The 19,552-nt window shown below is 48.6% G+C and carries 10 protein-coding genes and 8 tRNA genes; 2 read left to right on the top strand and 16 right to left on the bottom strand.

The genetic code is table 11. From position 1 onward, the window contains the following. Window positions 1–16 precede the first annotated feature (16 nt). Window positions 17–661 carry a prepilin peptidase gene (locus FD07_RS08375; protein WP_027826002.1) on the top strand — a complete coding sequence of 215 codons (645 nt, stop codon included), beginning with the start codon at window positions 17–19 and terminating at the stop codon, window positions 659–661. Window positions 662–877: 216 nt separating this feature from the next. Next, window positions 878–1,063, top strand: coding sequence for a hypothetical protein (locus FD07_RS08365; RefSeq protein WP_020089831.1), 186 nt, complete (start codon window positions 878–880; stop codon window positions 1,061–1,063). Between the two features lie 545 nt (window positions 1,064–1,608). Here the strand turns inward: FD07_RS08365 and rpoC are convergent. The 16 genes from rpoC to FD07_RS08280 all read right to left on the bottom strand — a co-directional run bounded on the left by rpoC (window position 1,609) and on the right by FD07_RS08280 (window position 19,521). After that, window positions 1,609–5,256 carry a DNA-directed RNA polymerase subunit beta' gene (gene rpoC / locus FD07_RS08360; protein WP_020089832.1) on the bottom strand — a complete coding sequence of 1,216 codons (3,648 nt, stop codon included), beginning with the start codon at window positions 5,254–5,256 and terminating at the stop codon, window positions 1,609–1,611. Between the two features lie 21 nt (window positions 5,257–5,277). Next, on the bottom strand, window positions 5,278–8,892 hold the full coding sequence (gene rpoB, locus FD07_RS08355) for a DNA-directed RNA polymerase subunit beta (RefSeq protein ID WP_020089833.1): 3,615 nt from the start codon (window positions 8,890–8,892) through the stop codon (window positions 5,278–5,280). A gap of 240 nt (window positions 8,893–9,132) precedes the next feature. Next, complete coding sequence (locus FD07_RS08350) at window positions 9,133–9,732, bottom strand: TetR/AcrR family transcriptional regulator (protein WP_020089834.1); 600 nt, start codon at window positions 9,730–9,732, stop codon at window positions 9,133–9,135. A 443-nt stretch (window positions 9,733–10,175) separates the two neighbouring features. Beyond that, window positions 10,176–12,665 carry an ATP-dependent Clp protease ATP-binding subunit gene (locus tag FD07_RS08345; RefSeq protein WP_020089835.1) on the bottom strand — a complete coding sequence of 830 codons (2,490 nt, stop codon included), beginning with the start codon at window positions 12,663–12,665 and terminating at the stop codon, window positions 10,176–10,178. A 17-nt stretch (window positions 12,666–12,682) separates the two neighbouring features. Further along, window positions 12,683–13,150 (bottom strand): CtsR family transcriptional regulator, encoded by a 468-nt coding sequence (locus FD07_RS08340; RefSeq protein ID WP_020089836.1) that lies wholly within the window; start codon window positions 13,148–13,150, stop codon window positions 12,683–12,685. 333 nt (window positions 13,151–13,483) lie between these two features. Continuing rightward, window positions 13,484–13,557: transfer RNA gene (locus FD07_RS08335), tRNA-Pro, on the bottom strand. Window positions 13,558–13,595: 38 nt separating this feature from the next. Then, a tRNA-Pro gene (locus tag FD07_RS08330) sits at window positions 13,596–13,669 on the bottom strand. Window positions 13,670–13,703: 34 nt separating this feature from the next. Continuing rightward, window positions 13,704–13,777: transfer RNA gene (locus FD07_RS08325), tRNA-Arg, on the bottom strand. Between the two features lie 20 nt (window positions 13,778–13,797). Then, a tRNA-Leu gene (locus tag FD07_RS08320) sits at window positions 13,798–13,883 on the bottom strand. Window positions 13,884–13,894: 11 nt separating this feature from the next. After that, window positions 13,895–13,966 (bottom strand) — tRNA-Gly (locus FD07_RS08315). 27 nt (window positions 13,967–13,993) lie between these two features. Further along, window positions 13,994–14,066: transfer RNA gene (locus tag FD07_RS08310), tRNA-Thr, on the bottom strand. A 37-nt stretch (window positions 14,067–14,103) separates the two neighbouring features. After that, a tRNA-Leu gene (locus FD07_RS08305) sits at window positions 14,104–14,185 on the bottom strand. Window positions 14,186–14,224: 39 nt separating this feature from the next. Then, a tRNA-Val gene (locus tag FD07_RS08300) sits at window positions 14,225–14,297 on the bottom strand. A 559-nt stretch (window positions 14,298–14,856) separates the two neighbouring features. Next, on the bottom strand, window positions 14,857–16,128 hold the full coding sequence (gene serS / locus FD07_RS08295) for a serine--tRNA ligase (RefSeq protein WP_020089837.1): 1,272 nt from the start codon (window positions 16,126–16,128) through the stop codon (window positions 14,857–14,859). Window positions 16,129–17,133: 1,005 nt separating this feature from the next. Beyond that, window positions 17,134–17,766 (bottom strand): deoxynucleoside kinase, encoded by a 633-nt coding sequence (locus tag FD07_RS08285; protein ID WP_020089840.1) that lies wholly within the window; start codon window positions 17,764–17,766, stop codon window positions 17,134–17,136. 240 nt (window positions 17,767–18,006) lie between these two features. After that, entirely contained in the window at window positions 18,007–19,521 is a 1,515-nt protein-coding gene (locus tag FD07_RS08280; RefSeq protein WP_020089841.1) for an amino acid permease, read from the bottom strand. Window positions 19,522–19,552: the final 31 nt, after the last annotated feature.

The raw sequence follows: 19,552 nt of genomic DNA, 5'->3' as shown, positions 1-19,552 counted from the left end.
CTAACTTGTTCTTGCAATTTGCGTTCTATTTATATATGGCAGTTGTCTAGGATCTCTACTGGTCGCCATGGCTAGTCGCTACGTCACTGGTGACTCCTACCTGTTCCCTGCCTCCCACTGTGACACTTGTCAGACGCCCCTCGCTTATTGGCAACTAGTCCCGGTCTTGAGCTACGCTTTACTGCGGGGAAAATGTCAGATCTGTGGGGTAACGATTCCAGCGGTTACTATCATCGTGGAAGTCGCTACTGGCCTATTAGCCACCACCGTGACCGACTGGGCCAGCCTTCTAATGGTCCTGTGGCTCGGACTCTGGGGATTCGCCGCCCTGTGCGATTGGCAAACACAAACCTTTCCCGGCTGGGTGAGCTGGCTGGCAACTGCGCTCTCACTTTGGCACCACTCTCCCATTGTCTGGCTACTCGTCTGTGCCTGCTTACTAAGCATTCACCAACTCTGGCCACGGTGGCACCATCCCGTCATTGGTGACGGCGACCTAGAAATGATGGCCAGCTATGGCTTACTCTGGGGTGTGACTGCAACTGCACATTGGCTGGTGGTCGCTTGTTTGCTGGGACTTTGGCGAGCTCGTGCCGGTGGTAGAATCGCTTTTCTTCCTGACTTGGTAGTTAGCGCGGTTTGGTGGTGGCTGGTGGCGTGAAGGAAGATGCTTATGAGGTCGATGAACCATCAGTCACATGTAGTATTGTCATCGGTCACGATGCTTCTGTCCAAGTAATTTCAATCCCCGTTGGAGGGCCCAAAGTAGATAGTATATTCCACTTTTGGTATACTGCCGGTAAAGCCGCTGGTTGGCCGAGTCAAGAAGCCAAGTTACGTGCCACCGATTACGTTTACGCCAAAGGAGCCGTACACTATGAAAAATACTGAAGATGACCAAAAACTCGTCCTAGTTATTGATGAGCCGGAGACACGTGCCTTAACAACGATTGAAAAAGAACAAATGGCCCGAAGAGATCAGGACCCTGCCTTTCAAAAATGGCTAGCTGCTAAGGAACGCGAAGCAGATTCTCTATTTAATTTACCCATTACGAAAGCGTAATATTGTCTCAGAATTTTCAGCTTCATTAAGAAACCAGTAGTTATCCTTTGTTGGATGGCTACTGGTTTTTAAGACGTATTTTAATAGCAGACTGATGTTGCTGGTTTCTTGTTCAGAGCGTTTACTTGCTCTCGCCATACTATCCTGGTCCTGGCAACCTCCAAAACGTGTTCCCTCGGGCAGTCCCCTCCGCTTAACCCCAATAAGCACCGGCTCGGCTCCGCCGAACTGGCACTTATTGACGTTAATGCTCAAGGACTAACCGCCCTCACTCACACTCTGGTCGAAACGCGTTCCGCTAGCCAGATTCTTCCGCTTAACAAAAATAAGGCTCCTAGCCGGCAGTTGCTACTGGCCTCACATACTCAGTTCGCTTGGACTTGCTCTCGCCATACTATCCTGATCCTGGCAACCTCCGAAACGCGTTCCGTAAGGCAGGTTCCTGCGCTTAACAAAAATAAGCTCCCTGGCCGGCAGCTGCCGACCAGAGAGCTTATTCTCGTTAATGCTCAGAACCTAAGCGCCTTACTACACGCTCTTAGCTCTTACGCCTGTGAATCCTCTTGCATTTGCTTTTCCAAATCGCTGATCGAGTAGACGCCTTCGGTTGACGAACCGCCAACTTCCTTGGGCTTGATCTGACGGTAATCTGGCATCCCAGTCCCGGCAGGAATAATCTTCCCAATAATAACGTTTTCCTTCAAACCAACTAATGGATCGTTCTTGCCACGAATAGCAGCGTCGGTCAAGACACGCGTCGTTTCCTGGAAGGATGCGGCTGACAAGAAACTGTTCGTTTCCAAGGCAGCCTTGGTGATCCCCAAGATAACTGGACGAGCCGTAGCGGCGATACCACCAGAAATTAACGTCTGGTAGTTGGCGCGACGGAAGTCTTGAATATCCATCAAAGTACCAGGCAAGACATCGGTATCACCCGGATCCATGATCCGAACTTTACGTAACATCTGCCGAACCATGATTTCAACGTGCTTATCACTGATAGCAACACCTTGCATCCGGTAAACACGTTGAACTTCACCTAAGATGTAAGTTTCAGTAGACAAGACATCGCGAACCCGCAGCATTTCCTTAGGATCAACAGACCCATAATTCAATGCTGACCCACGGTGAATGAAGTCGCCTTCGCTGACCCGCATACGAGCAGTGATTGGTAACGTGTAACTCCGCGTATCGGCTTCACCCTTAATGGTGATTTCCTTGGTCCGTTCTGCTGGGTTTTCTTCGATTGATTCAACCGTCCCAGTAACTTCAGTAATTTCAGCTTTACCTTTAGGGTTCCGAGATTCAAATAATTCTTGAACACGAGGAAGCCCTTGGGTGATATCTTCGTTCCCGGCAACACCACCGGTATGGAAGTTACGCATGGTCAGCTGAGTACCTGGTTCACCGATAGATTGCGCGGCAACAGTACCAACAGCTTCACCAACTTCAACTTCGTCACCAGTAGCCATGTTACGGCCATAACAATGTTCACAAACACCATGTTCAGTGTTGCAAGTAAAGGCGGAACGAATGGTAACTTCTTCAACACCAGCATCGACAATCTTTTGTGCTGTGTCTTCGACGATCATTTGGTTCTTAGGAACAATAACGTCCCCAGTCTTTGGATCGTAGACGGTCTTTTGGGTGTAACGCCCTAAGATCCGGTCGTACAATGGTTCGATCATTTCGTTACCATCAGTGATAGCACGAATCTTCAAACCACGGTCAGTCCCACAATCCTTTTCCCGAATGATAACGTCTTGCGCAACATCGACCAGCCGCCGAGTCAGGTAACCTGAGTTGGCAGTCTTGAGGGCCGTATCGGTCATCCCTTTACGAGCCCCATGGGTCGAAATGAACATTTCCATAACCGTCAGTCCTTCACGGAAGTTAGACGTGATAGGCAGTTCCATGATGTCACCACTAGGAGCGGCCATCAAACCACGCATACCAGCCAACTGCGTAAAGTTAGAAATGTTACCACGAGCACCAGAATCACTCATCATAAAGATAGGGTTCTGTTGGTCGAAACTGTGGATCAGAGCGTTTTGAATGTCATCCTTGGCATCGTTCCAGATCCCAATGACCCGTTCGTAACGTTCGTGGTCGGTAATCAACCCACGACGGAATTGCTTCGTTACCGTAGAAACCTGCTTGTGGGCTGCATCGATAATTTCTGGCTTTTCCTTCAAGTCGGTAACGTCGACCATCCCAACCGTTAACCCAGACTTCGTAGATTCGTCGTAACCCAAATCCTTGATCCGGTCCAACAACTTAGAGGTTTCAGTAACCTTGTATTGTTGATAAACGGCAGCGATAATGTCGGACAAGAAGCCCTTCTTGAATGGGCCAACTAATTCAGCATTTTGCAGGTAATCGTGAATGTCTTCGCCCGGTGCCAAGAAGTACTTGTCAGGGACGTAGCCGTTCAGGTTCGTGCTGGTTGGTTCGTTCAAGTATGGGAATGACTTAGGCAGGATGTTGTTAAAGATCAACTTCCCAACGGTCGTTACCATAATCTTACCGCGCTGTTCATCGGTAAATGGCTTATCAGTCATGCCAGAGACTTGAACCCCGACGCGACTGTGCCAGTGAACCAAACCGTTACGGTAAGCCAAGACGGCTTCGTTGAGGTCGGTAAAGATCATACCTTCCCCTTCACGGTTATCTTCTTCCATGGTCAGGTAGTAGTTCCCGATAACCATATCTTGAGAAGGCGCAACAACTGGCTTACCACTGGCAGGTGCCAGGATATGGTGAGCAGCTAACATCAGCAAACGTGCTTCAGCTTGTGCTTCGTCAGATAATGGCACGTGAATGGCCATTTGGTCCCCATCGAAATCGGCGTTGTAAGCTTCACAAGCCAATGGGTGAAGACGCATAGCTTTACCACTAACTAAGACTGGTTCGAACGCTTGAATCCCCAAACGGTGAAGCGTAGGTGCCCGGTTCAACAGAACGGGGTGTTCCTTGATAACATCTTCAAGAACATTGAAGACATCGTCATCTTCACGGTCGATCTGGCGCTTGGCATTCTTAATGTTAGAAGCCAATCCACGCGCAACCAATTCCTTCATGATAAATGGCCGGAATAATTCCAAAGCCATTGGAACTGGCAGACCCATTTGGTTGAACTTGAGGGAAGGACCAACGTCAATAACGGAACGACCAGAGTAGTCAACCCGCTTCCCTAACAAGTTCTGACGGAAACGTCCTTGCTTCCCTTTCAACATGTGTGAAAGAGACTTCAGTGGACGGTTACCAGGACCAGCAACTGGACGGCCACGACGACCGTTATCGATCAAAGCATCAACGGCTTCTTGGAGCATCCGCTTTTCGTTTTGAACGATGATTCCAGGTGCATTTAAGTCCAGCAAACGCTTCAACCGGCTGTTCCGGTTGATAACCCGCCGGTACAAGTCGTTCAGGTCGGACGTTGCGAAACGACCACCTTCGAGTTGTACCATTGGACGAAGATCAGGTGGGATTACCGGAATGGCATCCATTACCATCCATTCAGGACGGTTACCTGACGTCACGAAGGCTTCCAAGATGTCCAAACGACGAACGGCACGCGTCCGCTTTTGACCAGTGGCTTCCTTCAATTCTTCTTTTAATTCTTTAACTTCTTTATCCAGGTCTACGGCCATCAATAACTTCTTGATGGCTTCGGCACCCATTTCAGCCTTGAAGGCCTTGCTACCGTATTCTACAAGCTTGTCACGGTAATCCCGTTCGGAAAGGAGTTGCTTCTTTTCCAATGGGGTGTTACCTGGATCCAAGACAACGTAGGATGCAAAGTAGATGATTTCTTCCAGGGCACGAGGACTCATGTCGAGGACCAAGCCCATCCGACTTGGGATCCCCTTGAAGTACCAGATGTGGGTTACAGGAGCAGCCAATTCGATATGGCCCATCCGTTCACGACGAACCTTAGAACGGGTAACTTCAACACCACAACGGTCACAAACGACACCCTTGTAACGGATCCGCTTGTATTTCCCACAGGCACATTCCCAGTCCTTAGTAGGACCGAAAATCCGCTCGTCGAACAGCCCATCTTTTTCAGGCTTTAACGTCCGGTAGTTGATGGTTTCAGGCTTCTTAACTTCCCCGTAAGACCAGCTACGGATCTTATCAGGTGAAGCCAGCCCGATCTGCATGCTTTCGAACTTATTGACATCGACCAAAGAAGCGACCTCCCTTATTAATTAGTCTTGTGTGTTCGGTTGACTTTCATTTTTCGTAGTTTCTGGTGTGGTCTTGGCACTGTCGGCCTGAGCTTGCGCTTTGCGTTGCTCTTCTTGCTGTTGCGCATACTTGCTCAAAGCATCAACGTTCACAACATCATCGTCATCGTCGTCCATATCGCGGAGTTCGATTTCTTCGTTGTTCCCGTTTAAGACCTTCATGTCCAACCCTAAGGATTGTAATTCCTTGACCAGAACACGGAATGATTCAGGGACACCAGGCTTTGGAATTGGATCGCCCTTAACGATGGCTTCGTAGGTCTTAACCCGACCAACCACGTCATCAGACTTGTACGTCAAGATTTCTTGCAACGTATAAGCGGCACCGTAAGCTTCCAAGGCCCAAACTTCCATTTCACCAAACCGCTGGCCACCAAATTGTGCTTTCCCACCAAGGGGTTGTTGGGTAACCAATGAGTAAGGTCCAATGGAACGGGCGTGCATCTTATCATCGACCATGTGGGCCAACTTCAGGTAGTTCATGACACCAACGGCAACCCGCTTATCGAATGGTTCACCAGTCCGACCATCGTATAAGACGGTCTTGGCATCAGCAGCCATCCCAGCTTCCTTCAAAGCGTCCGCAATATCAGTATCTTGGGCACCATCGAAGACTGGCGTAGCCACGTGAATCCCTAACTTACGAGCAGCCATCCCTAAATGCAATTCGAGCACTTGCCCGATGTTCATCCGGGAAGGCACACCCATTGGACTCAGCATGATGTCGATTGGCGTACCATCTGGCATGTATGGCATATCTTCTTGAGGGATAACAACGGAAACCGTCCCCTTGTTACCATGACGACCAGACATCTTGTCACCAACTTGGATCTTACGCTTTTGTGCGATGTAGACCCGAACCATCATGTTGACACCAGGTGATAATTCATCCCCGTTTTCACGAGTGAAGATCTTAACATCCTGGATGATCCCGCCACCACCATGTGGAACCTTCAGAGAAGTATCCCGTACTTCACGGGCCTTTTCACCAAAGATAGCATGGAGTAAACGTTCTTCGGCTGATAATTCAGTCACACCCTTAGGCGTTACCTTACCAACTAAGATGTCACCATCTTGAACTTCGGCACCGACACGGATAATCCCGTCTTCGTCCAAGTTCTTCAAGGCATCTTCACCGACGTTAGGAATTTCACGCGTCATTTCTTCAGGTCCAAGCTTCGTGTCACGTGCTTCTGATTCGTATTCTTCAATATGAATCGACGTGTAAACGTCATCGCGAACCAACCGTTCGTTGATCCCGATGGCATCTTCGAAGTTGTACCCTTGCCAAGTCATGAAGGCAACCAATGGGTTTTGCCCTAAAGCAAGTTCCCCATTTTCCATGGAAGGACCATCAGCCAAGATTTCGTCGTTGTCGACGTGATCGCCAACCTTAACGATTGGACGTTGGTTGTAGTTCTTACCACCGTTTGACCGGCGGAACTTCATGAGCTTGTAAGTGTCAAGCGCATCGTCGGCACGACGAACACGGATTTCACGTGCATCGACGTATTCAACAGTTCCTTCGTGTTGGCTAATTAAAGCAACCCCGGAGTCATGCGCAGCTTTATATTCAATACCAGTCCCAACCAATGGTGCGTGAGGGTCAAGCAATGGCACAGCTTGCCGTTGCATGTTGGCACCCATCAAGGCACGGTTGGAGTCATCGTTTTCCAAGAAAGGAATACATGCAGTGGCCACGGCAACAACTTGCTTAGGCGAAACGTCCATGTAGTCAATCTTGTCAGCACTGGTTTCGATGTTGTTATCTTCGTCACGGGCCATGATGGTATCCGTAGCAAATGAACCGTCATCGTTTAAAGGCGTGTTGGCTTGGGCAACGACGTAGTTATCTTCTTCATCAGCAGTCAGGTAATCGATCTTGTCGGTAACCATGTGCGTGTCCCATGACACACGACGGTATGGCGTTTCGATGAACCCATACTTGTTAACCCGTGCGTAACTGGACAGACTGTTGATCAACCCAATGTTAGGCCCTTCAGGCGTTTCAATTGGGCACATCCGACCATAGTGGGTGTAGTGAACATCCCGGACTTCATATCCGGCACGATCACGCGTCAAACCACCAGGTCCAAGGGCAGACAGACGACGCTTATGGGTTAATTCACCCAATGGGTTGGTCTGGTCCATGAATTGTGACAATTGAGATGACCCGAAGAATTCCTTAATGGAAGCAACCACTGGCCGAATGTTGATCAATTGTTGTGGCGTTACGGTTGCGGCGTCTTGAATAGACATCCGTTCACGAACGACCCGTTCCATCCGGGATAACCCGATTCGGAATTGGTTTTGCAACAATTCACCAACGGAACGAATCCGCCGGTTACCCAAGTGGTCAATATCATCAGTGTTCCCAATTCCAATTTGCAGATCGAAGAAGTAGTTCATGGAAGCGATGATGTCGGCTGGGCGAATGTGCTTCAGCTTGATATCAATGTTCCCATTCCCAATAACGGGAACTTCTTGTTCGGGGTCATCTGGTGATTGCACCTTAATAATTTGTAACTTCAGAGGTTCCGTAACGACTGCTTCGTCTGAAGGTTGGAAGGTAACCATCTTGAAATCGTCTTGATCCAAGAATGGTGCCAACGTCTTCATAACGTCCTTGTCAACGACCGTTCCCTTTTGCGCGATAACTTCACCAGTATCTGGGTCAGCTAACGTTTCAGCTAAGGTCAAGCCGAGCAAACGGGTCTTGAGGCTGAGCTTCTTGTTGGTCTTGTAACGACCAACGGGAGCCATGTCGTAACGCTTAGGGTCAAAGAACCGTGCAGTCAGCAAGCTCCGTGAAGAGTCAGCCGTCTTAGGTTCACCTGGACGTAGGCGTTCGTAGATATCCTTCAAGGATTCTTCAACACGGGAGTCATCGGTATTCTTGTGAATATCCTTTTCCAACGTGTTGGACAAGCTGTCGTTGTCACCCAAGATATCTAAGATTTCATCATCGGAACCGAAACCTAATGCCCGAACCAATTCGGTCATTGGAATCTTCCGTGTCCGGTCGATTCGAACGTAAGAAATGTTCTTAGCGTCAGTTTCGAATTCGAGCCAAGCACCACGGTTAGGAATAACCGTTGCGCCAAACACAGTCCGACCGTTCTTATCAGTATCTTCATTGAAGTAAACGCCTGGTGAGCGGACTAATTGAGAAACAATAACCCGTTCTGCCCCGTTAATAATGAAGGTCCCTTGGGCCGTCATTAATGGGAAGTCACCGAAGAAGACGTCTTGCGATTTAATTTCGCCCGTTTCATGGTTGGTTAAGCGTAAGGTCACGTGCAGTGGTGCTGAGAAATTGGCATCGTGTTCCCGTGCTTCATCGACCGTATATTTGGGTTCCAGTAATTGATAATCAACAAACTCTAACGAAAGGTTTCCTTGAAAATCTTCGATTGGCATGATGTCGTCGAACATATCCCGTAAACCTTCATCGAGGAACCAGTTGTAAGAATTAGTCTGAATCTCGATTAAGTTAGGGAGATCAAGGACTTCCTTGATCCGCGAATAGCTACGGCGAGTACGGTGTTTCCCGTATTTCACTAAGTGTCCTGCCAAGTTGTTCACCTCTCCTATTTATTCTGTAAATTGGTCAAAACCCGTAATGTTACATTTTGATTACAATTGCGTAATCAGCCGGATTTTTGGCAAAAAAAATCCAAAAACAAACCCACAGTTTGCTTTTGGCTTCTTATAATGGACGCTACCGGACAATATATCGGTGCATCCAATTTCAATTCACAGTTGCATACAAATGATATAGTACTAGCTTTCAGGGTAAATGTCAATAGAGAAGCTCTACTTCTTAACGGCAACCCCAAATAAAATCAACCGTACCAGCGCCAGTGTCTGGTCGTGTTGTGAGGCATCCTTAGGCCCCACGTGATGGAACGTGTTGAACAGTGGGCTCAGACTCGTCAAGTAGAAGGAAGCGGCGTCTTGTGCCTTAACGCCATCCTGCAGGCTAACCACACCGGTCTCAAAGAAACTGGTCAGTGGCATCAGGTAGTCTTGCATGAAGACCATCCCCAGCTGCCGCTTGTTCTCCGGTTTGAGGAACTTGAAACTCCCATGAATCACGGTAAAGACATCTCGTGGATGGGCTTTGGTAAGCACCTCGGTGACTGCCGTCAGGGCCTCTACTGGGTCCGCGTCGGCCGGTATCTGTGACACCACATCGGTAATACCAGTCTTGATCTCACCACCAACGGTCTTGATGACCTCAAGGAAGATGACCTCCTTATCGCTGAAATGGTGATACAGAGCAGGCTGGGTAATTCCCACTTGTTTGGCAATGTCGCGGGTCGACGTCGCTTGGTAACCCTGAGCCAGAAACTGTTCCCGCGCTGCAGCTAAGATAGCGGCGTGGGTGTGGGTCAATTGTTCTTCTCTCTTCATGAGCAGGCCGGCTTCCTTTCTGAATGTGATTTATTTTTTCATATTATATATTGAAGACGGAAAGTGCCGTCTACGGCTAGGCTGATCTTCATTGACAGTCATACTGATTCAAAACCAACGTACATCTCAGCATCTTCAATTACTGATTAGCCATGCTCCCATGGCAATCAGATACTATGCACTACTTTATAACTGCTGACCTAAAAAATGTCTCCGATCAGCCGGTAAAATTGCGACCAATCAACCTTCCTAATATACCATATTATCCATTTAAGTGTACCACATTCATTTATCACCAGCTAGGTCAATGCCTGTGATTTATCGTTCATCAACAGGCTGTCCCCAGCCCACTTCGCCACGATGCTATCTCTGGTCATCGCGCAGAAAAATAGTGGCATCTCCCCACCTGGAGGAAACACCACTATCGTTAAGACATTTTAAATTTAGTGACTGGCCACTGCGGTCGGCTTAGCCTTGTTGGGTGCCTTCACGTTAACCGTGATTTCACCACGCGTCGCCCCGACTGTGACTTGATCATTCGCCTTGACTTCACCGTTCAGCAAAGCTTCACTCAGCTTGTCTTCGACCTGTGTCTGCAGTGCCCGGCGAATTGGCCGTGCCCCGTATTCCGGATCAAAGCCTGCCTTCGCAACCACGTCGATGGCAGCTGGGGTAATCTTCAGCTTAATGTTCTGCTCAGCGACCCGGTCAACAATGTGCTTAGCCATCAACTTCACGATCTCGTGGAGTTCATCCTTCTTCAGTGAGTGGAAGATGACCGTTTCATCAATCCGGTTCAGGAATTCTGGTCGGAATGACTGCTTCAACGTTTCCCGAATCGTCTGCGACATTGCTCGGTAACTATTAGCCAAGTCTTCGGCACCGAACCCAACGGTCTTTTCATCCCGCAGCTTCGTTGCCCCTAAGTTAGACGTCATAATTAGGATGGTATTCCGGAAGTCGACCTTACGTCCCTTAGAATCAGTCAAGTACCCGTCATCTAAGACTTGTAAGAGAATGTTGAAGACATCCGGGTGAGCCTTTTCAACTTCATCGAAGAGGACCACGGAGTACGGCTTCTGTCGAACCTTTTCCGTTAACTGACCGCCCTCGTCGTAGCCCACGTAACCAGGAGCCGAACCGATCAAACGACTGGTCGAGTACTTTTCCATGTATTCGCTCATGTCAACACGAATCATGTTGTCTTCGGAACCAAACATGGCTTCGGCTAACGCCTTGGCTAATTCGGTCTTCCCAACCCCGGTCGGTCCTAAGAACATGAATGACCCGATTGGCCGGTTAGGATCTTTCAACCCTGACCGTGCCCGCCGAATGGCCCGTGAAACGGCCGAAACGGCCTCTTCCTGGCCAATGACCCGCTTATGCAGGATTGACTCCAGGTTAACCAAACGATCGGCGTCCGTCTGCTTCAGCTGCGTGACGGGAACCCCCGTCCACTCAGCCACGACATCGGCAACATCTTCGCCAGTGACATCGATCGCGTATTGCCGATCTGGCGTCACTGCGGCCGCCGCCTTCGCTGCACGGGCCTCAACCTTCTGCCGAAGCGCCATTTCTTCCGTCCGCAACTTAGCGGCCTGTTCGAAGTCTTGACGCTCGATAGCAGCTTCCTTAGCCGCAGCAAGGTCGGTCAATTCCTTGGCTTGCTTGCTAGCTGGCGTTGGCTTGTCCATCTGATCGATACGTACCTTCGCGGAAGCTTCATCCATCAGGTCGATAGCCTTATCTGGTAAGAAACGATCGCTGATGTAACGCGTCGATAATTTAACGGCTTGGTCCAAAGCATCATCCGTAATGTTCACGTGGTGATGATCTTCGTAGCGTGACCGCAAGCCCTTCAAGATCTCTAAGGCTTCCGCACTCGTTGGTTCATTGACCTGTACCGTCGCAAATCGCCGTTCTAGAGCCGCATCAGATTCGATGTACTTCTGATATTCATCCAGCGTCGTTGCCCCAATAGTTTGGAGTTCTCCTCTGGCCAGTGCTGGCTTTAGAATGTTGGAGGCGTCAATGGCCCCTTCAGCACCACCCGCACCGATCAGCGTGTGCAGTTCGTCAATAAATAGGATAACTTGACCATCGTTGTAGATTTCTTCAATAACTTTCTTCAGTCGATCTTCAAATTCCCCACGGTACTTGGTCCCAGCTACCAATGAGCCCATGTCGAGCATCATCAGTCGCTTGTTCTGCATATCTTCGGGAACATCGCCGGCCACGATCCGTTGGGCCAAGCCCTCAGCAATCGCCGTCTTCCCGACACCAGGTTCTCCAATTAAGACGGGGTTGTTCTTAGTCCGCCGACTCAAGATTTGGATCACCCGCTTGACTTCCTTTTCCCGACCAACAGTTGGGTCCATTCGGCCTTCCTTGGCGGATTCAGTTAGGTTCCGGGCTAACGAGTCCAAGGTTGGGGTTCCACCCTGTGGTGCTCGGCGGCTACGATTGTCATTCCGCCGCTTAGGCGTATCCGTAATCCCCAGCTTGCGTAGAACGACCTTGTGAGCATCCGGTAAGGCCACGTTGAGGTTCTTCAGAATCCGAGAGGACAGAATCGTTTCGTCACTCAGTAAAGCCAGTAACAAGTGTTCCGTCCCAATCTTAGTCGCGCCTAACCGCTTAGCTTCGTCACCAGCCAAGGCCAACATTGATTTGGCCTTTGGTGAGTAGGGCAAGTAACTATCCTTGTCCGTGTTTGCTAGCGTACCGTAACCGGTAAAACGTTCAATCTCTTCGCGAACGTCATCGTCGGTCACAGAAAATTGTTGTAAGACTTTGTTGGCAATGCCATTTTTTTCAATGGTGAGGGCCAGCAGTAAGTGTTCCGTCCCCACCGCTTGGTGCTTGAAGTATTTTGCTTGTTCCTGTGCCAAGACGAGGACACTCTTAGCGCTTGGTGTAAATAGATTATCCATTGCAGCTCCTCACTTTCTTAACTCTCATATCGTAGGTGATTCAAAATCGAAATTAAAATCTGAGCGCGAATCTGCTCATCAGCCTGTCGGTCACCCGTGTTGATGGCGTCCTTGTTAATGGCAGCCAAGATGATATTGGCCTCGCTTCGGTTGATGGCTCCCGCTTCGAACAGGCTCCGCACAACGGACAAACTATCATGCCGGGAAATCTGATCGCCAACGGCACTGACCAACGAGTCGATAAAATCGAGGTTGTCGAGCAGCTTGACCTTTTCGATCCGAATATAACCGCCACCGCCCCGTTTACTCTGAACCACGTACCCATCCTGAATCGTGAAACGCGTCTTGATGACGTAATTGATCTGGGACGGCACAACGTTAAACTGATTGGCAATTTCCGCTCTGCGGATCTCCACCTGCTGGGATTCAGCCAAAATCTGCTTCAGGTAAGATTCAATAATATCCGAAATATTTTGATTCTCCATTATCGTCCCCCCTTCAGTCTAGTGTTCTTGACTAATGTTGACTAATATTATACGAAATTCCAGTGAAATTGCAACGGATTAGACCGCTTATCGCTGAGAAGTTTTATTTTCTTACCAACAACCCACAATCAAGCTCTCAGCCACAGTCCCTAAAATCCGCTTTTCACCAGCCGGCAGATGGGCTTCACTTCTATAATATAATCGTAACCCAATCAGGTCAGATTAGCAGCCAACAGCACTTAGTAATCTATGGTAACAAAAAAACGGCCAGCATCCAAACAATCTGTATGGAAACCGCCGTTACTTTTATTATATGTATTCGGGATAAAAAAATCGGGAAGACAAGATTTGAACTTGCGACCCCCACGTCCCGAACGTGGTGCTCTACCAAGCTGAGCTACTTCCCGAGAAAAAGCTCACTGACCCACTAATCTTGTCAGTCAAATCGGGAAGACAGGATTCGAACCTGCGACCCCCTGGTCCCAAACCAGGTGCTCTACCAAGCTGAGCTACTTCCCGAAAATTGCTTACAATTGCTTATAAGCAACAAAAATGCACCCAGTAGGAGTCGAACCTACAACCTTCTGATTCGTAGTCAGACACTCTATCCAATTGCGCTATGGGTGCATAATTATTATTCAATTAAATGCCGAGGACCGGGATCGAACCGGTACGGTCATCACTGACCGCAGGATTTTAAGTCCTGTGCGTCTGCCAATTCCGCCACCCCGGCAAAAGGGCAAAAGCGGAAGACGGGATTCGAACCCGCGACCCCCACCATGGCAAGGTGATGTTCTACCACTGAACTACTTCCGCAAATTGGCTATTATATTAATGGTGCCATGCCGACTAGAGGATTCGAACCTCCGACCTCCTCATTACTAGTGAGATGCTCTGCCAACTGAGCTAAGTCGGCAAAATATTTTTTAAGATATTTTGCAATATTCGGTTAATGCAGGTGAAGGGACTCGAACCCCCACGTCATAAGACACTAGAACCTAAATCTAGCGCGTCTGCCAGTTCCGCCACACCTGCAACGTTGGCGAACTAACGCCTAGGAACTTAAGTTCCCGATGGAGGATACAGGGCTCGAACCTGTGACCCTCTGCTTGTAAGGCAGACGCTCTCCCAACTGAGCTAATCCTCCATGAACTTCCGAAGCAAGAAGTGTATCTCGCTCGAAACAACTATTATAATTTACCATGTTCAGCGAAGCTTGTCAACAACCTTTTTGAAATATTTTGAATAAATATTCGTTAGCTGAATAACTACTCGCTTAACAACAAGTAATATTTTAGCGTACCTGAGAAGAAAAAGCTAGTCTTTTTTGCATTTTCTTGCAAAAAACTTGAATCGCTTATTTCTTATAATTGCGGCCAACACACCGTCCTGCGCCTTCAGCGCGGTGGGAGCTAATTAACCAACAGAAACTATTTTATACGAACTCCCTACCCTACGTCAATAAGAAATTGCAAAAATACCCAAAATAATTATTCATTTCATAATTAGACCGCCTCATACGCTCGTCAGAGCCCCACGCGACACCATTCATCTCATTTCAGCTCCCCATTCAAAAAGGGTCCTTAACGGTTGTATTCACCGTTAAGGACCCTCCTCAGTGCTGACGTGCACTGACTACTTATTCATATTGACGCATTCAAGTTACATTTAGCTAAACTATCACACGTCCCGCAAACGACGAGCGGTTACTTCGTGATCCGTGTCACGCCACCCATGTAAGGTACCAAGACATCGGGAACCGTGATGGAACCGTCAGCGTTTTGGTAGTTTTCCATGATTGCAGCGACTGCCCGACCAACGGCCAAGCCAGACCCATTCAAAGCGTGGACGTATTGGAGCTTACCATTATCGTCACGGTATTGAATGTGGGCTCGACGCGCTTGGAAGTCCGTCGTGTTAGAACAACTGGAAATTTCCCGGTACGTGTTTTGTTCTGGGAACCAGACTTCCAAATCATGAGTCATTGCGGCCGTGAAGCTCATGTCACTGGTCGTCAACGTAATCACATGGTAAGCCAAGCCAAGCTTCTGTAAGAGGCTTTCAGCATGCTTCGTTAAGGCTTCCAGTTCATCCCATGAGTTTTCTGGCTTACAGAACTTCACCATTTCAACCTTGTTAAATTGGTGAAGACGGATCAGCCCACGGGTATCGCGACCGGCGCTCCCAGCTTCGGAACGGAAGGCGGGAGTCAAAGCGGTGAACCAAACTGGCAGGTCCTCTTCAGGGATCACTTCGTCACGGTAGTAGTTGACCAAAGGTACTTCGGCCGTAGGAATCAAGGTCATGTCTTCGTCCCGCAGTTGGTAAACGTCTTCTTTAAACTTAGGGAATTGGCCGGTTCCGTACATGGAATCATCATTCACGATGTATGGCGGTAGGACTTCCTTGAAGCCAGCCTTGGTATTTTCATCGAGGAAGAAATTGTAGACAGCTCGTTCCAAACGTGCACCTAAACCTAAGTAGTAGAGGTAACGACTCCCAGAAACCTTGGCCCCTGCTTCGAAGTCCAAGATGCCCAAGTCTTCACCCAATTCATAGTGGGCCTTTGGCTTGAAGTCCAAGTTAGGCTTTTCGCCCCACTTGCGAATTTCCACACTACCATCTTCCGTCAAGCCAACAGGCACGTTGTCATTAGGAATGTTAGGGAGGTGAGCGGCGGCATCGTGAACTTGGGCTTTCAACGTGTCAAGGTCGGCATCAATCTTCTTGATGTCCGCACTAACCTGACGCATTTCGGTAATCTTGTCGTTAGCATCTTCCTTATTACGCTTCAGTTGTGAAATCTCATCGGACACCGTGTTGCGTTGGGCCTTCATGGTTTCACTCTTGACAATCAATTCCCGGCGTTGCGCATCTAAGCCTAACAGGCTATCGATATCAGCGGGATCAACACCCCGGGTTGCTAACTTTTCTTTAATGAAGTCGGGTTCTTGGCGAATCAATTTTAAATCTAACATCTACTTACTCCCTTCAATTTTCCGGATGATACAAAAAAAGCCTCCGTCACATGGGACGAAGACCTTCGCGGTACCACCCAAGTTCATGACTGCAATCTTCAGCCATACCCTTGAACATGATAACGGTCTGCACCGTGCGGCATTACCCGCCCACTTTAGTTAGTGCTGGAATGTTCGACGTTGCGGTTTGCAGCTTGCCCCGCTTCTCTGGCCGTCTACTGGATAGGCACCTCGTGTTTTGATTACGCTAATCATACCGCATTTCGGCCGTGATGACAATCGGGAAAATTTCCCGCCTGGTACAGCATCGTCTGCGGCTGTCAGAGATTCCGCCTGCTGTGGGGACCGCCTACAGCCAAAGGACGGGCTTCCGGCTCGCCTTGAAGCCTCGCAAAGTACAGCAAGTCTCCAAGGTCGTCCCATGCTGTAGGTAGGCAAAGAACACCTACCAACACCATTGTCACAGCTGGCTCCATCTCTGACCTCCTACGACGATGGCTTTACATGGTCACTCAGTTCTTCACGACCTGTCGTCACTAACCGCACAAATGCAGTCAAGATTAATCATCGCCAGTTACATCTAAACGATCCAGTAAAATCATCAGCCTAAACTTTAGACACACAACTAACCACGGTTATTGTCTACCATCAGTTGAAAAGTACCTTGATCTTTAAAATGGTTACACACAATCTTTAGCCGGAGGCTGCCAGGGATGGAGCCGGCCGTGGAGGTGGTGTTAACTGGCGGTTTTTGGCCAGTTTACAGCACGGGCGACCTTGGAGACAGGTGGGCTTCGTGGCTCCAAGTCGAGTCGGAAGCCCGCTTCTCAGGCTGGAGCGTCCCCACAGCAGGCGGAATCTCTGGCAGCCGCAGTGCGGACAAACCACACTAGCTTAGTGGCAACCATTAATCTTCATTTTGCTCTTAATATTTTGCTGTAAAGAAAAGAGCACCAACCGTGGTCAGTGCTCTCAACCATTTATCATGGTTTACTCAAGTTAAGCTTAGAGTGAAGCAATCTTTTCGTCGATCAAGTGGAGAACTTCTTGACGCGCTGCTGGGTCTTCCACGAAGTCCAGCTTGTCGCCGTCGATTTGCATCTTAGGTGACTTGTCGTAGTTGTTGTACCAGTTCACGTAACGTTGATCGAGTTGCTTGTAGTATTCGAACAAGCTAGGATCGTGATCGATCTGTTCGTAAGAACGGCCGCGCTTTTTGATCCGTTCCAACATCGTTTCAAAGGAAATGTTGATGTGGATCAATAGATCGGGGTTCTTCTTGTGAACGGCGTCTGGTAATTCTTGCATCATGTTGGCCAGTAAAGAATCGTAGATATCGACTTCCGTACTGGTTGCTCGACCGAGGTCGGCGTTTAAGTGAAAGAGTAAGGAGTCTTCAAAGATTGAACGATCCAAGACACTTTCATCGTCAGCGTTGGCAGCCTTGATGCTGTCCAACCGCTTGTTTAAAAAGTAAATTTGCAATAAGAAAGCATACTTTTGCGGGTTCTGGTAAAACAGTGGCAAAATCTTATTATCGTCCACCGATTCATAAAAAGCTGGTTTCTGTAAGTGTTCGGCTAATAAGTTCGTTAAACTCGTCTTGCCGGCCCCAATTGTTCCTGATAGTACAAGCATGCTATCTCTCCTTTGATTTACGCGCATACCGGAAATCGTTTTCATCCGGTCTAAATTTCAACACTACATATTGTACCAACCCTATCGGCAAAAGACAATATATCGTGGGAAATTCCTCTTCAGCGGTTCACGGGTTCTGTCCCCTTGTCAGACACAAAACGGCGACTGGTCGGGATTCACTCGAACCAATCGTCGTTAAAATTTTTTTATTTAAGTGAAAATTGCCCACACAATTCCAGATTAATCGTTTGATGCTTCACGTGCCGCAGCGTCTTCCTTTAACGTCCCATCACGATGGACTGGGGAAACGTCGACATCCTTCAATGGAATCAACTTCGTGTGCTTCTTGATCTTGTAGCCAATGTAGAGGACTAAGACCAGTGGCACACTCATGTAGGTAACCAGCACTTGTTCCCAGTTACCAGTGAAGAAGGATTGTGGATCTTGACCCACGATTACGGCGATACATAATACCAAGGCCAGAATTGGTCCTAATGGGAACCACTTTGCATGGTACTTCAGTTCAGACAGCTTGTGACCTTGTAAGGTGAACGCCCGACGGAACCGTAAGTGAGATAAAGCAATCCCGAACCAAGCGATGAACCCAGTCAACCCACTAGCGGCAACTAACCACATGTAGATTTGAGGACCGGCAATACTACTGATAAAGGTCAGCGCAGCGATGATGGTCGTGGCAAACAATGCAGGATAAGGAATCCCGTTCTTACCAGTCTTTTCGAACAACTTAGGTGCGTAGCCTTCCTTTGACAAGGAGAACAGCATCCGCGTTGACGCGTACATCCCAGAATTAGCAGCTGAGATAACGGCCGTCAAGATAACCGCGTTCATCACGCTGGCAGCAGCAGCCAAACCAGCACGACGGAAGACCAACGTAAATGGACTGATTGCAATGTCACTTGCAGAAGAACCTAACAGATCATGACTCGTGTATGGTAAGACGGCGGCAATGACAAAGATAGCTAAAATATAGAATAAAATAATCCGCCAGAACACTGAGTTAATCGCCTTAGGAACACTGTGTGAAGGGTCTTCAGATTCACCAGCCGTGATACCAACTAATTCAGTACCTTGGAAGGAGAACCCGGCAACAACGAACACACTCAGAATGGCTGGGAAACCGCCAACAAATGGTGCCTTCTTGTAAGTGAAGTTTTCCAAGCCAGTTGCGTGACCGCCCATGATACCAACGATCGTCATTAAACCAACAGCCAGGAAGATAAAGATCGTAACAACCTTGATCAGAGACATCCAGAATTCCGTTTCACCAAAGGCTTGAACGGAGAATGCGTTGATTGTGAAGACCAGAAGCAAGGCAACGGCACTCCAGATCCAACCGGGAACGCCAGGTAACCAGAACTTCATGACCAGAGCAGCAGTAGAAATATCAACGGCAACCGTAATGGCCCAGTTGAACCAGTAATTCCAGCCCATCGCAAATCCTAAAGCTGGGTCAACATACTTGGCGGAATACGCGGCGAACGAACCAGAGATTGGCATGTTCGTGGCCATTTCACCCAAACTAGTCATCAGGAAGTAAACCATCAGACCCATGGCAACATAGGCAACTAGCGCACCACCAGGCCCGGCAGTTGAGATGGCCGATCCACTTGCGACGAATAATCCTGTCCCGATACAGCCACCTAACGCGATCATTGAGACGTGTCGCGTCTTGAGTCCCCGCTTAACTTGATCAGAAGCCTCGCTGGTTGTTGCGTTTGTCATGCTTTGTTCCATAATGTTTCCTCCTTCTTATTTTAGAAGGACT

It is taken from the genome of Levilactobacillus parabrevis ATCC 53295 (assembly GCF_001434055.1).
Taxonomy (GTDB): Bacteria; Bacillota; Bacilli; order Lactobacillales; family Lactobacillaceae; genus Levilactobacillus; species Levilactobacillus parabrevis.
This window is presented reverse-complemented; position numbering and strand designations above follow the sequence as displayed.

Coding starts and splice junctions, on each gene's coding strand:
- FD07_RS08350 (WP_020089834.1), bottom strand. CDS start 9,732: ATGAAGAGAGAAGAACAATTGACCCACACCCACGCCGCTATCTTAGCT.
- serS (WP_020089837.1), bottom strand. CDS start 16,128: ATGTTAGATTTAAAATTGATTCGCCAAGAACCCGACTTCATTAAAGAA.
- FD07_RS08340 (WP_020089836.1), bottom strand. CDS start 13,150: ATGGAGAATCAAAATATTTCGGATATTATTGAATCTTACCTGAAGCAG.
- FD07_RS08285 (WP_020089840.1), bottom strand. CDS start 17,766: ATGCTTGTACTATCAGGAACAATTGGGGCCGGCAAGACGAGTTTAACG.
- FD07_RS08345 (WP_020089835.1), bottom strand. CDS start 12,665: ATGGATAATCTATTTACACCAAGCGCTAAGAGTGTCCTCGTCTTGGCA.
- FD07_RS08365 (WP_020089831.1), top strand. CDS start 878: ATGAAAAATACTGAAGATGACCAAAAACTCGTCCTAGTTATTGATGAG.
- FD07_RS08280 (WP_020089841.1), bottom strand. CDS start 19,521: ATGGAACAAAGCATGACAAACGCAACAACCAGCGAGGCTTCTGATCAA.